The organism is Variibacter gotjawalensis, from assembly GCF_002355335.1.
GTDB classification, from domain to species: Bacteria; Pseudomonadota; Alphaproteobacteria; order Rhizobiales; family Xanthobacteraceae; genus Variibacter; species Variibacter gotjawalensis.
Map to the genome: position 1 here is coordinate 1,220,301 of NZ_AP014946.1, position 13,185 is coordinate 1,233,485.

Here is a 13,185-nt window from a genome sequence, read left to right on the forward strand (position 1 = left end):
GCAACCTCGAACGCAATCGAGGGTGGAGGAAATGTCGATGAAATCGATCTTAGCTGCGGCGCTTATCACCTGCCTGTCCAGTGCAGCCTGGGCACAAACCCCAACCTGGACGCCGCCGCCCGAGCGAGAGCGCTGCCCGTCGAAATGGGGTGCGAGCGACGAGCGCGGCTCGATGAACCACCAGAAGCCCGGCGCCGTGCAGAACGCCGCCAAGCTCATCAAGACCGGAGAAGTGATCGAACTCGCGCACGTGCTCGGACCGACGATGCCGTTCTTCGGCACGCGCCGCTTCGACGTACACACCAAGCGCACCTTCATGAACCAGCCGTCGAATCGGCGCGGTTCGAACGAAGAACTCGTTGTTTCGGAAATCGGCCAGGTCGGTACGCAGTTCGACGGCTTCGCGCATCAGACGCACGAAGACAGCTGGTACAACTGCGCAAAGTCGAGCGAGAACGCGACGCGTAGCGGCTTTACGAAATACGGCGTCCACACTGTCGGCCAGCTTTTCACACGCGGCGTACTGATCGATGTCGCGGGCTACAAAGGCGTCGAAATTCTCGGCGACAATTACGAAATCACCGTCGAAGACCTGGAAGGCGCACTGAAAAAGCAGAACCTGACGCTGCAGCCGGGCGATGCCGTGCTGATCCACACGGGTTGGGGCAAGCTCTACGGCAAAGAGAATGCGCGCTACGTCAAAGGTTGCCCGGGCATCGGCGTGAAGGCCGCGCAGTGGCTGATCGCGAAAGACCCGATGCTGATGGGTGCCGACAACTGGCCGGTCGAAGTCAGCCCGGGCCCGGATCCGTTGATCTCGCTGCCTGTGCATCAGCTCGCGCTGGTCGTCCACGGCGTGCATCTGTTGGAAAACCTGAAGCTCGACGAACTCGCGCAGAAGGGCGTCGGCGAATTCGCCTTCGTCATGCAGCCGCTGAAGATGCAGGGCGGCTCGGGTTCCACAGTATCGCCGACCGCGATCCGTTGATCGGATACAACTTGCAGCATGGCGGGAAAGTCTCGCCATGCTGCCTCAAATCGTTCCAGACGGCGCGCGCTATATTGCGCCACAGCACCCCGTATGTTAGCACGCCACGACTCTTAAGGACGCCGGACGTTTTCTCCGTGTCCCCATCGTCGAAATTTCCGCTGATTCCAAGAGCTTGGAGAGCGCGACCGGTTGTGGCGCTCTGGTTCTTGGAATGATCGAAGCTCTCGGGGCACGGGCGAGCACAACGTGGCAGGCGAAGACGCGAACGTTTCAGGTATGGCGGGCCGCTATGCGACCGCACTTTTCGAGCTAGCGCTCGAGCAGAAGTCGGTTGATGCCGTACAGGCCGATCTCGACAACTTTGCCAAGCTGATCGCTGACAATCCGGATCTTGGCCGCCTCGTGCGCAGCCCGGTGTTTTCGTCGGACGACCAGACCAAGGCCGTGACGGCCGTTTTGGCGAAGGCCGGCATCGGCGGCCTCGCCGGTAATTTCATTCGCCTGGCGGCGCAGAACCGCCGTCTCTTCGCTGTCGGCGACATGGTGCGTGGTTTTGCCGCGCTCGCCGCCAAGCAGCGCGGTGAGGCAAGCGCGACCGTGACGGTTGCCGAGCCGCTGAGCGAACAGCATCTCGCGTCGCTCAAAGACGCGCTTAATTCCGTGACCGGAAAAGACGTCACGCTGAATGTCAAAGTTGATCCCGCCATCATCGGCGGACTGATCGTCAAAGTCGGCAGCCGTATGGTCGATACGTCGCTGCGCACAAAACTCAACGCTATGAAGCACGCCATGAAAGAGGTCGGCTGATGGACATCCGCGCCGCGGAAATTTCCGCAATCCTCAAAGAGCAGATCAAGAATTTCGGTCAGGAAGCCGAAGTTTCCGAAGTCGGCCAGGTTCTCTCGGTCGGTGACGGTATCGCCCGCGTTTTCGGTCTCGATAACGTTCAGGCCGGCGAGATGGTCGAGTTCGAGAACGGCACGCGCGGCATGGCGCTGAACCTCGAAGCCGACAACGTCGGTATCGTTATTTTCGGTTCGGACCGTGAGATTAAGGAAGGCCAGACCGTCAAGCGCACCCGCGCCATCGTGGACGTGCCGGTCGGCAAGGAAATGCTCGGCCGCGTCGTCGACGCGCTCGGCAACCCGATCGACGGCAAGGGCCCGATCACGGCGAAAGAGCGCAAGCGCGTCGACGTGAAGGCTCCGGGCATCATTCCCCGCAAGTCCGTGCATGAGCCGATGGCGACCGGCCTCAAGGCGATCGACTCGCTGATCCCGATTGGTCGTGGCCAGCGCGAGCTGATCATCGGCGATCGTCAGACTGGCAAGACCGCGATCGCACTCGACACCATCCTCAACCAGAAGCCGCTGAACGCAGCCGGCGCGCCGGAAGAGCAGAAGCTCTACTGCGTGTACGTCGCCGTTGGTCAGAAGCGTTCGACCGTTGCGCAGTTCGTGAAGGTGCTCGAAGAGCAGGGCGCTCTCGAATACTCGATCGTCGTCGCGGCAACGGCGTCCGATCCGGCTCCGATGCAGTTCCTGGCGCCGTTCGCCGGCTGCACGATGGGCGAATACTTCCGCGACAACGGCATGCACGCCGTCATCATCTATGACGACTTGTCGAAGCAGGCCGTCGCTTATCGTCAGATGTCGCTTCTGCTCCGCCGCCCGCCGGGCCGCGAAGCTTATCCGGGCGACGTGTTCTATCTTCACTCCCGTCTGCTCGAGCGCGCCGCCAAGATGGGCGACGCTGCCGGCAAGGGCTCGCTGACCGCGCTGCCGGTCATCGAAACGCAGGCGAACGACGTGTCGGCCTACATCCCGACCAACGTCATCTCGATCACCGACGGCCAGATCTTCTTGGAAACCGACCTGTTTTACCAGGGCATTCGCCCGGCCGTGAACGTCGGTCTCTCGGTCTCGCGCGTCGGTTCGTCCGCGCAGACGAAGGCGATGAAAAAGGTCGCCGGCAAGATCAAGGGCGAGCTCGCGCAGTACCGCGAAATGGCGGCCTTCGCTCAGTTCGGTTCGGACCTTGACGCGACGACGCAGCGCCTGCTCAACCGCGGCGCCCGCCTGACCGAGCTCCTGAAGCAGCCGCAATTCTCGCCGCTGAAGATGGAAGAGCAGGTCGTGGTGATCTACGCCGGCGTCAACGGCTACCTCGACAAGCTCGAAGTCTCGCAGGTGCGCAAGTTCGAGGACGGTCTCCTCAGCCTCGTGCGCGGCAAGCACAACGAAATCCTCGAAGACATCCGCAAGTCGAGCGACCTTTCGGACGCGACGGCCGGCAAGCTCAAGGACGTCGTCGATAACTTCGCGAAGTCGTTCGCTTAAGCACCATCGTCATGGCCCGGCTTGTCCGGGCCATCCACGTCTTAAAGGCGTGAGCCCGTTTTCAGAAAGAGACTGGAAGTAGAGAGAGATGGCCAGCCTCAAGGACATGCGCAATCGCATCGCTTCGACCAAAGCGACGCAGAAGATCACCAAGGCGATGCAGATGGTCGCCGCCTCGAAGCTCCGCCGCGCGCAGCAGGCCGTCGAGGTCGCGCGCCCCTACGCGGAGCGCATCGAAGCGGTGCTCGGAAATATCGCGGCCAGCGTTGCGGGTCAGGACGGCGCGCCGCGTCTCCTCTCCGGCACCGGCCAGGACAAGACGCATCTGCTGATCGTCTGCACGGCCGAGCGTGGCCTGTGCGGCGCCTTCAACTCGCAGATCGTCCGTCTTGCCCGCGAGCACATCAACCGCCTCGTGCGCGAAGGCAAAGAGGTCAAGATCCAGTGCGTCGGTCGTAAGGGCGCGGACCAGCTTCGCCGCCAGTACAGCAAGCTGATGCTCAAGACGATCGAATTGCGCGGCGTGCGCTCGGTCGGCTTCGAGAATGCGCGCGAAATCTCCGAGCAGGTCGTCGCCTCGTTCGATAAGGGTGAGTTCGACATCGCGACGCTGTTCTACTCGCGCTTCAAATCGGTGATCTCGCAGATCCCGACCGCGCAGCAGATTATCCCGGCCGCACCGCCGGTCTCGGAAGGCGACAAGAAAACCGACGCGCCGGCCGCCGTTTACGAATATGAGCCGGCCGAGGAAGAAATCCTCGCCGAGTTGCTCCCGGCCTATCTCACGACGCAGATCTATCGCGCGTTGCTCGAGAATGCCGCGTCCGAACAGGGCGCGCGCATGAGCGCGATGGACAACGCGACGCGCAACGCCGGCGAGATGATCCGCAAGCAGACCCTCACCTACAACCGCACGCGTCAGGCGATGATCACGAAAGAACTCATCGAGATCATCTCGGGCGCAGAAGCGCTATAAGGAGGACGCAGCATGGCATACGTCACCAAGGCAACTTCCAAGGGCGGCCGCGCCGGTCGCGCGCACCTCGAAGGCAACGCGCTCTCGCTCGCGATGGGCCTGCCGAAGGAAATGGGCGGCAACGGCGAGGGTCATAACCCCGAGCAGCTGTTCGCTATCGGCTATGCGGCGTGCTTCAACCAGGCGGTGCTCGCACTCGCCAAGAAGCACGGCCTCGACGGCCAGTCGGCCGAAGTCTCGTGCACCGTCACGATCGACAAGGACGAAACCAGTTTCGGCCTCAAGGCCGACATGTCGCTGAAAATTCCGGGCGCCGAAAAGGACAAGGTTCAGGCCTTGCTCGAAGACGCCCACAAGATCTGCCCGTATTCGAAGGCGACGCGCGGGAATATCCCAGTCACGCTGACCGTCGTCTAACTGCATCATCCGGAAAAGTGGAAACCGGTTTTCCGACAAGATGATGCACACACAAGTAATTCGTAGGAGCTGAGAAGTCATGGCTACCGCCCAAGAAGGCCGCATCACGCAAGTCATCGGCGCCGTCGTCGACGTGCAGTTCGATGGAGACCTGCCCGCCATTCTGAACGCACTCGAGACCAAGAACGGTGACAACCGTCTCGTGCTCGAAGTTGCGCAGCATCTCGGCGAGTCGACTGTCCGCACCATCGCGATGGACGTGTCGGAAGGCCTCGTGCGCGGCCAGAAGGTCACCGACACCGGGCAGCCGATCTCGGTTCCGGTCGGTGCCGGCATGCTCGGCCGCATCGTCAACGTCGTCGGCGACCCGATCGACGAATCCGGCCCGGTCCAGTCGGAAGGCACCCGCCCGATTCACGCACCGGCTCCGGAATACACCGACCAGTCGACCGAAGCCGAAATTCTCGTCACCGGCATCAAGGTCGTCGACCTGCTCGCACCGTACGCCAAGGGCGGCAAGATCGGCCTGTTCGGCGGCGCCGGCGTCGGCAAGACCGTGCTTATTCAGGAACTGATCAACAACGTCGCGAAGGCGCACGGTGGTTACTCCGTATTCGCCGGCGTCGGCGAGCGCACCCGCGAGGGCAACGATCTCTATCACGAGTTCATCGAGTCCGGCGTCAACAAGAAGGGCGGCGGCGAAGGCTCGAAATGCGCTCTCGTGTTCGGCCAGATGAACGAGCCGCCGGGCGCTCGCGCTCGCGTCGGTCTGACCGGTTTGACGATCGCCGAACACTTCCGCGATCAGGGCCAGGACGTGCTGTTCTTCGTCGACAACATCTTCCGCTTCACGCAGGCGGGTTCGGAAGTGTCGGCGCTACTCGGCCGTATTCCTTCGGCCGTCGGTTATCAGCCGACGCTCGCGACCGACATGGGCGCGCTGCAGGAGCGCATCACGACGACGCAGAAGGGCTCGATCACGTCCGTGCAGGCGATTTACGTCCCGGCCGACGACTTGACCGATCCGGCGCCGGCAACCTCCTTCGCCCACTTGGACGCGACGACCGTGCTTTCGCGCGACATCGCCGCCAAGGGTATTTACCCGGCCGTCGATCCGCTCGACTCGACCTCGCGCATGCTCTCGCCGCTCGTCGTCGGAGAGGAGCACTACCAGGTCGCGCGTCAGGTTCAGCAGGTGCTCCAGCGCTACAAGGCGCTGCAGGACATCATCGCGATCCTGGGCATGGACGAGCTCTCCGAAGAGGACAAGCTCACCGTCGCCCGCGCCCGAAAGATCGAGCGCTTCCTGTCGCAGCCGTTCCACGTCGCCGAAGTCTTCACCGGCGCGCCGGGCAAGCTCGTCGACCTCGCCGACACCATCAAGGGCTTCAAGGGCCTGGTCGATGGCAAGTACGATCACCTTCCGGAAGCTGCCTTCTACATGGTCGGCAACATCGAAGAGGCGATCGAAAAGGGCAAGCGTCTCGCGGCAGAGGCGGCGTAACGAGGCAATCGGGCTTAGTGCGTAGGCTGTCCGTTCGACTGCCTATTGCCTAAGCCCTCCTGCCAGATTTCTTAGATATTGGATTGTCCATGGCCGACACCTTCCACTTCGAACTCGTCTCGCCGGATCGTTTGCTGTTCTCCGGCGAAGTCACGCAAGTCGACGCTCCGGGCTCGGAAGGCGACTTCGGCGTGCTGGCGGGCCATGCACCGCTCGTTGCGATGCTGCGTCCCGGCATCCTCAAGGTGATCGAAGGTGGCAAGGAAGAGCGCATCGTCGTGTTCGGCGGTTTCGCCGAAGTCTCGCCGGCCGGCATGACCGTGCTCGCCGACGAAGCTGTCCGCACCTCGGACCTCGACACCGCGAAGCTCGCGTCCGCGATCAAGGACGCAGAGGAAGACGCAGCCGACACCAAGGACGATGCGCAGCGCGATCGTCTCCGTCGCCGCATCGGCCAGTTGCAGGCCGTGCAGGCGGCAATGTCGGGCGGCTCTAGCGCCGCGCACTAAGTTTTCGCCCAGAGAATTTGAAACGGCCGCTTCGGCGGCCGTTTTTTATTGCGCGGATGCTTCGGTGCAGTTCGGAGAGCTCCGCAAATCTGGGCACCACCTCTCCCATGGGGAGAGGTCGACGCGCGCAGCGCGGCGGGTGAGGGGCGGCAGTCTAACGACTAAATCTGTCGCTTGGGATCCAGCGTGCGATGGATCATCTCCACGACGCCATCGATGTTATCGTAGATATCGATATTGCTCACCCGGACGACCAAGTATCCGCATTGCTCGATTGCTTTCGTCCGGATCAAATCACGCGCTTGAGCAGCGTCGGAATAATGAGTGTCGCCATCGACTTCGATCACGAGCTTCGCGTCCAGCGAAGCGAAATCCACGATGTAGCGGCCTATCGGATGCTGCCGTCGAAACTTCCATCGTGCCAATTGCCTATTGCGCAGCAACTGCCACAGCAGCTGCTCTGCGCGCGTTTGCCGACTTCTCAATCCTTTTGCGAAACGGTGCATCCCCTCACCCGGATTTTCGCGTCTCGCTAGCGCGCGTTGCGCGCCGCGAGCACTGCTCAATCCGACCTCTCCCTATGGGAGAGGTTATCACAGGCCGTGGCTGCTCTCTTCAAATACGGCGATTAGCGCATCGGTACGGCGAACGGCGCGAACTGTTGCGCGACGTTGCGATAGACGTCGCGGCGAAACGGTACGACCAGCTCCGCCACGCGATCGAGTTTCTCCCAACGCCAATCGGAAAATTCCGGCGGATCGCCCGAGCCGTCGACCGAGATGTCGATCTCGCTGTCGTCGCCCGTGAAGCGCATCGCGAACCATTTTTGCCTCTGGCCGCGGAACACCGAGAAGCGATGTGGCGGGCCGTGATACGGCGGGAAGTCGTAGGCAAACCATTCTGTTTCGGCGAGATAGTCGACGCTGATGACTTGCGTCTCCTCGCGCAGTTCGCGATAGGCGGCTTGCAGAAAATCTTCGTTCGGATCGACGCCGCCCTGCGGCATCTGCCATTCGTGACCAGGATAAATTCGCTCCGGCCCGTCGTCGCGCAAACGCTTCGCGATCAACACGAGACCGTCGCGATTGAATAGCGCGATGCCGGCATTCGGACGGTAAGGGAGATCAACCACGCTCATTTCACCAGATGCGCGAATTCTTTCACGACGCGATCGTAGACCGGCCGCTTAAACGGGATGATGAGCTTCGGCACGTTCCGCATCGGCTCCCAGCGCCACTCAACGAACTCCGGCTTATGCGCACCACCGGCCGGGCGGAGGATGTCGATCTCCTTATCGACGCCGGTGAAGCGCAGCGCGAACCACTTCTGCGTCTGGCCGCGATACTTGCCCTTCCACGATTTCTTCCCGATCGCCGCTGGAATATCGTAGGCGAGCCATTCGTCGACCTCGGCAAGCTTCGTTACCGACTTGATGTTGGTCTCTTCGTGCAACTCACGCAGTGCGCCGTCGAACGGCTCTTCGCCGTCATCGAGGCCGCCTTGCGGCATCTGCCACGAATGTGTCGCGTCGACATGTTCGGCGCCGCCGGAGCGTCGGCCGATGAAAACGTCACCCTTGCGGTTGAGCACCATCACGCCGACGCACTGGCGGTAGGGGAGGTCTTCGTAGCGGGTCATCAAGTCCAATCCGTGCTGTGCGCCATGCTAGTTTGTTTGGTCGCATTTTCTTGACGTGAACCGGGGTCCACTTCACTTGAAAGTGCTCCTAGCATATGGGCGCAGCTGCACGGAATTACGACGCGCGGTTACTGCGGGAGGTTGATGACCTTCGCACCGGACGGCATCGCGGGCTTCTGCACCGACTCCATGTAACGCTTGATCTCGGCGACCTGCTGACCGTCGGCCGGCGTGATCTTCACGCCGCCGTTCGGCGCGACCTCGATGCGCATTGTGCCGGGTGGTGCGCTTTCGGCTTGGCGTTGGCGCTGCTGTTGCTGCGGCGTGCCGGCTGGTTGCGACGCGCCGCTGCCGATCTCGACTTCGTTCCGCTGACCCGTGAGGCCGTTGATAATGCTGATCGTGTTGCGCGGTGCTTGCGGAGCGGCAGCTGCAGCCATCGCGGGCTCGGGAGCGGCTTCGGCTGGGGCCTGCGCGCGCGCGGCGACGACGAGGGGCTTCACCTTCGCGGTGGCCCGCGCGACCGGCTCGCCGCCGAGCGGATCGGTTGCCATGAGCGCGTAAGCGCCGAAGGAAATCAAAACCGAGGACAGAAGCCCGACAACCAATGCCGGCACGACCGCGCTCAAGCGGTGCGCCTCCGCTGCGACCGGACGTCGGGTCTGACCGAGAGGGGCGGTCAACGCATTCGTCTGAAGGGCCATCACGTACCTCGGATCCTGCCGCGGAGCAGATTCCGCGACCCCAATAGAAAACGGGGCGTATGGTTACCGCCCCGTTAACAGATCCGAGATTTGGTTCGGTCGACGATTTAGTTCGCGACCGACTTCGGGTTCGGCGGGAAGGCTGAATGCTGCTTGGTGCCGCGCAGCAGCTCGAGAGCCGACTGGAGCGCCTTGTCGTTCTTCGTGTCCGGCGGAACGTAAGACTGCGAACCGGTCTCTTCCTGGCCTTCGGCCTTGAGATGGCCGCGCAGCGAGGCTTCGCCCTTGGTGTCGGCGCGGCCCTTCAGCTCGTCCGGGATTTCCTGCAGGACTTCGATATCCGGCACGATGCCCTTGGCCTGGATCGAACGGCCACCCGGCGTGAAGTAACGGGCGGTCGTCAGCCGCAGGGCGCCGTTGCCGGAGCCGAGCGGAATGATCGTCTGCACCGAGCCCTTGCCGAACGAGCGCGTGCCGATGACGGTCGCGCGCTTGTGGTCTTGCAGAGCGCCGGCGACGATTTCGGAGGCCGAAGCCGAGCCGCCGTTGATCAGCACGATCACCGGCTTGTTCTTGATGATGTCACCCGGACGCGCATTGAAGCGCTGGGTCTCTTCCGCGTTACGGCCGCGCGTCGAAACGATCTCGCCCTTTTCGAGGAAAGAGTCCGACACCGAGATCGCCTGATCGAGCAGGCCGCCCGGATTGTTGCGCAGATCGAGCACGAAACCCTTGAGCTTGTCGCCGTGCTGCGCCGCGAGTTCGTTGATCGCCTTCTTGAGGTTCTCGTTCGTCTGCTCGTTGAACTGCGTGATGCGGACGTAGCCGATATCCTCGCCCTCGATGCGCGAGCGCACGGCGCGGACGCGGATGACGTCACGTGTGATGACGATCTCGACCGGCTTGTCCTGACCCTTGCGCATCACCTTGAGGCGGATCTTGGTGTTGACCGGGCCGCGCATCTTTTCGACGGCCTGGTTCAGGGTGAGACCCTGGATCTGCTCGTCGTCGAGATGCGTGATGACGTCGTTCGCCATGACGCCGGCTTTCGCGGCCGGGGTGTCGTCGATCGGGGCGATGACCTTCACGAGGCCGTCTTCCATCGTGACTTCGATGCCGAGACCGCCGAACTCGCCGCGTGTCTGGATTTGCATGTCCTTGAAGGACTTCGCATCCATGTAGCTCGAATGCGGATCGAGGCCCGAGAGCATGCCGTTGATTGCGGATTCGACGAGCTTGGAATCTTCCGGCTTCTCGACGTAGTCGGCGCGGACGCGCTCGAAGACATCGCCGAACAGATTGAGCTGCTTATAAGTGTCAGCCGGCGCCGCCTTGGCGGGTCGTGCCGTGATGAGCTGCGGCTGAGAGACGGCAATCGTCATAGCCGCGCCAGCAGCGGCGCCAAGGAGAAGCAACGAGATCTTCCGCATTATCCGCGAACCTTTTCGCTGTCCGCAGTCCACCAAGGACCGGGGTCGACGGGCGTACCGTCTTTCCTGAACTCAATATAGAGGGTCGGCTGGCTCGAACCTATCGGGATAGCTGCGGCGGTTTTAGGGCCGTTACCCATGCTGGCAACAGGTTCCCCGGTCAAAACGAACTGTCCCAAATCCACCGAGATTCGCTCCATTCCCGCGAGCAAGACATGGTACCCCCCGCCGACGTTCAGGATCAAGAGTTGTCCGTAGGATCGGAACGGTCCCGCATAGACGACCCAGCCGTCCGTCGGCGCCGTAACCTGCGCGCCGATGCGAGATGCGATCGAAATCCCCTTCTGAGTGCTGCCGAGGCCGTCAGAACTACCGAAATTGCGAATTTTGATGCCGCCGACGGGCAGTTTCAGCGACCCTTTGGCATTCGCAAATAAAATTGACGGTTTGAGCTTGTTGGTATCCCGAGGCTGGCCGTCCGGCTGGTCCGGCGGCGGCGTATTCTCGGCCGGCGCGTTGCGATCAAGCTTCGCGATCAAATCTTTGAGCGAATCGGCCTGGCGGGCGAGCGCCATCATACGTCCGCGTTCGCCTTCGAGGGCTCGCTCGGCTTCGGCCTGGCGTTTTTGCCGCTCCTCGACCAGCGCCGTCATGCGCACGCGCTCTTGTTCAAGGCCGGCCGCATCCTTAGCCAGCGCCTCGCGCTCGGCCGTGATGGCGGCCCGGATGTTGACTTGCGCGGCGAGGTCGATCGCGAGCGCCTCGGTCTCAGCGCGCATCGCCGGAACGACGGCGCCAAGCAGCATCGCGCTGCGCACGGTCTTCAAGGCATCTTCGGGGCGCACGAGCAGCGCAGGCGGTGGACGCTGTCCCATCCGCTGTAGAGCCGCGAGCAAATCCGCGATGACATGGCGGCGCGCGTAGAGTTTGCCGCGGATCGCCTGCTCTTGTTCGTCGAGACCGCCGAGGCGCGCCTCGGTTGCGAAAACACGCTCTTCGGCTTCGCGCAGTTTCGTCGCGGTCGCGACGAGAAGCTCCGCGAGCTTGCGGCGATCCTGCCCGATGGTTTCGATTTCGCGCTTGAGCTTGAGTTCGGTTTCGGCGGCGCGACGCTGATCGGCACGCACACGTTCGAGTTCGCTCTCGCGCATTGCGCGCGCGCCGGCGGCGGCGTGGCGTTCTGCGGCGGGCGTATTGATGTTGAGTGGCGCGTTGGTTTGCTGCGCGTTCGCGGTCTGTTGCGCGTTCGCGGTCTGTTGCGCATGGACGAATGTCGGCAACCCCGCCGAGGCGAGCGCAATCATCGTCAGGCGAAGCACGGTCTGGCGCATCGCACCATTAGTGGCCTCGCATGGTGAAGAGAGGATTAAGTTTTGGCGCGCGGCGGCGGCGAGGTGCGCACCCTCCCCTGGAGGGGGAGGGTCGACGCGAAGCGGCGGGGTGGGGTGAATTATCGGTGTCGCCCAAGCTCACCCCACCCCGCTCACTTGCGTTCGCGACCCTCCCCCTCCAGGGGAGGGTGGGAGTGCGCGGCAGGCTCACTCCCGGTGATACGGGTGTCCCGACAGGATCGTCGTCGCGCGGTAGATCTGCTCCAGCAGCATGATGCGCACCATCTGGTGCGGCCACGTGAAAGCACCGAACGCCAGGCGCTTGGTGGCTTGGTCGCGCACGCTCGGCGCCATCCCGTCGGCGCCGCCGATGATGAAGCAGCAATCGTGTCCGTCGTCGCGCCAACGCGCAATCAACTCGGCAAAGCCTTTGCTGCCGAGGATATCGCCGCGTTCGTCGAGCGCCGCGATACGCGCATGCGGCGGCAGAACGTTGGCTATCGCGATGGCTTCCTCGGTCATGCGGCGATCGGCGTCGCGCGCACGGCTTTCGTCGATTTCGATGATGTCGATCTGGCGGAATCCGAGGCCGCGTCCGGCTTTCACCGCGCGTTCGCGGTAGCGCTCGGCAAGCTGTCGTTCCGGGCCGGATTTGAGGCGGCCGACCGCCGCAATCGTGATGCGCAAAGTACCCGGGCTCCGAACGTCGGTTCGGAGCGAACCTTAGATCATCGCGAGAAATCCCGGGCGGGATTTCTTTTAACTCACGCGGCGCGCCATTTCGGGTGCCCACATCTTCTCGAGATTGTAGAAGGCGCGGACTTCCGGACGGAAGATGTGAACGATGACGTCACCGGCATCGAGCACCACCCAGTCGCAATGCGGCAGGCCTTCGATCTTCACGCCGCGAATACCGGCTTCGCGCAGCGCCTTTTCGAGGCGGTCCGCGATTGCGCCAACCTGACGGTTGGAGCGACCGGAGGTGACCACCAAGGCGTCGGCCATGGCGCTCTTCCCAGCGAGATCGATGGTGAGGGTGTCCTCAGCCTTGGCATCGCCAAGCTCGTCGAGGATCAGTTTCAGCGTCAGTTTCCAACCCTCTTGGTCGAGATCGACCGGCGAGAGCGGAGCGGACTTCGCTTTGCGAGTCCGAGGCGTCACGGTGGACAGTGAGGCAATCCTTTCCTTGTCCGGCCGCGGGTTTCCATTCGAAAGGTCCGTGATTCGAGAGGTGCCCGCGGACACATTAAGATAGGCACCAGTACCTTATCTTTTCAATGACAGCGCGATCTTTTGGTTGCGAGAGAGCGCGATAACACCAAAGTGTGGCGCGGTAACATCGGCGG

General features: G+C 62.6%; 15 protein-coding genes. 7 read left to right on the plus strand and 8 right to left on the minus strand.

The genetic code is table 11. The features are described 5' to 3' along the window. Nucleotides 1–37 precede the first annotated feature (37 nt). The 7 genes from GJW30_RS05870 (at nucleotide 38) to GJW30_RS05900 (ending at nucleotide 6,736) form a co-directional block, all read left to right on the plus strand. A complete protein-coding gene (locus GJW30_RS05870) occupies nucleotides 38–988 on the plus strand; it encodes a cyclase family protein (protein ID WP_157746697.1) in 951 nt (316 codons plus the stop codon). A gap of 249 nt (nucleotides 989–1,237) precedes the next feature. Next, nucleotides 1,238–1,798 (plus strand): F0F1 ATP synthase subunit delta, encoded by a 561-nt coding sequence (locus GJW30_RS05875; protein WP_096352885.1) that lies wholly within the window; start codon nucleotides 1,238–1,240, stop codon nucleotides 1,796–1,798. Then, nucleotides 1,798–3,330 carry a F0F1 ATP synthase subunit alpha gene (atpA, locus tag GJW30_RS05880; RefSeq protein ID WP_096352888.1) on the plus strand — a complete coding sequence of 511 codons (1,533 nt, stop codon included), beginning with the start codon at nucleotides 1,798–1,800 and terminating at the stop codon, nucleotides 3,328–3,330. Before GJW30_RS05875 ends, atpA begins: the two co-directional genes overlap by 1 nt. A gap of 88 nt (nucleotides 3,331–3,418) precedes the next feature. Beyond that, a complete protein-coding gene (locus tag GJW30_RS05885) occupies nucleotides 3,419–4,306 on the plus strand; it encodes a F0F1 ATP synthase subunit gamma (RefSeq protein WP_096352891.1) in 888 nt (295 codons plus the stop codon). A 12-nt stretch (nucleotides 4,307–4,318) separates the two neighbouring features. Then, on the plus strand, nucleotides 4,319–4,723 hold the full coding sequence (locus tag GJW30_RS05890; protein WP_096352893.1) for an organic hydroperoxide resistance protein: 405 nt from the start codon (nucleotides 4,319–4,321) through the stop codon (nucleotides 4,721–4,723). Nucleotides 4,724–4,802: 79 nt separating this feature from the next. Then, the gene (atpD, locus tag GJW30_RS05895) at nucleotides 4,803–6,227 is read left to right on the plus strand and encodes a F0F1 ATP synthase subunit beta (RefSeq protein WP_096352897.1); all 1,425 of its coding nucleotides are present in this window, start codon (nucleotides 4,803–4,805) and stop codon (nucleotides 6,225–6,227) included. Nucleotides 6,228–6,316: 89 nt separating this feature from the next. After that, entirely contained in the window at nucleotides 6,317–6,736 is a 420-nt protein-coding gene (locus GJW30_RS05900; protein ID WP_096352900.1) for a F0F1 ATP synthase subunit epsilon, read from the plus strand. A 161-nt stretch (nucleotides 6,737–6,897) separates the two neighbouring features. Here the strand turns inward: GJW30_RS05900 and GJW30_RS05905 are convergent, their stop codons facing one another. The 8 genes from GJW30_RS05905 to rsfS all read right to left on the minus strand — a co-directional run bounded on the left by GJW30_RS05905 (nucleotide 6,898) and on the right by rsfS (nucleotide 13,000). Continuing rightward, the gene (locus GJW30_RS05905; RefSeq protein WP_245408671.1) at nucleotides 6,898–7,302 is read right to left on the minus strand and encodes an endonuclease domain-containing protein; all 405 of its coding nucleotides are present in this window, start codon (nucleotides 7,300–7,302) and stop codon (nucleotides 6,898–6,900) included. A gap of 62 nt (nucleotides 7,303–7,364) precedes the next feature. Continuing rightward, nucleotides 7,365–7,874, minus strand: coding sequence for an RNA pyrophosphohydrolase (locus GJW30_RS05910; RefSeq protein WP_096352906.1), 510 nt, complete (start codon nucleotides 7,872–7,874; stop codon nucleotides 7,365–7,367). Then, nucleotides 7,871–8,374 (minus strand): RNA pyrophosphohydrolase, encoded by a 504-nt coding sequence (locus GJW30_RS05915; RefSeq protein ID WP_096358680.1) that lies wholly within the window; start codon nucleotides 8,372–8,374, stop codon nucleotides 7,871–7,873. The genes GJW30_RS05910 and GJW30_RS05915 overlap by 4 nt, the downstream gene beginning before the upstream one ends. A gap of 128 nt (nucleotides 8,375–8,502) precedes the next feature. Beyond that, a complete protein-coding gene (locus GJW30_RS05920; protein WP_096352909.1) occupies nucleotides 8,503–9,078 on the minus strand; it encodes a hypothetical protein in 576 nt (191 codons plus the stop codon). Nucleotides 9,079–9,185: 107 nt separating this feature from the next. Next, a complete protein-coding gene (locus GJW30_RS05925; RefSeq protein ID WP_096358681.1) occupies nucleotides 9,186–10,511 on the minus strand; it encodes a S41 family peptidase in 1,326 nt (441 codons plus the stop codon). Further along, nucleotides 10,508–11,839: a murein hydrolase activator EnvC family protein gene (locus tag GJW30_RS05930; RefSeq protein ID WP_096352912.1), complete on the minus strand. Its 1,332-nt coding sequence runs from the start codon at nucleotides 11,837–11,839 to the stop codon at nucleotides 10,508–10,510. The genes GJW30_RS05925 and GJW30_RS05930 overlap by 4 nt, the downstream gene beginning before the upstream one ends. A gap of 207 nt (nucleotides 11,840–12,046) precedes the next feature. Further along, on the minus strand, nucleotides 12,047–12,526 hold the full coding sequence (gene rlmH, locus GJW30_RS05935; protein WP_096352915.1) for a 23S rRNA (pseudouridine(1915)-N(3))-methyltransferase RlmH: 480 nt from the start codon (nucleotides 12,524–12,526) through the stop codon (nucleotides 12,047–12,049). Nucleotides 12,527–12,598: 72 nt separating this feature from the next. Further along, a complete protein-coding gene (gene rsfS / locus GJW30_RS05940; RefSeq protein ID WP_430727091.1) occupies nucleotides 12,599–13,000 on the minus strand; it encodes a ribosome silencing factor in 402 nt (133 codons plus the stop codon). Nucleotides 13,001–13,185 lie beyond the last annotated feature (185 nt).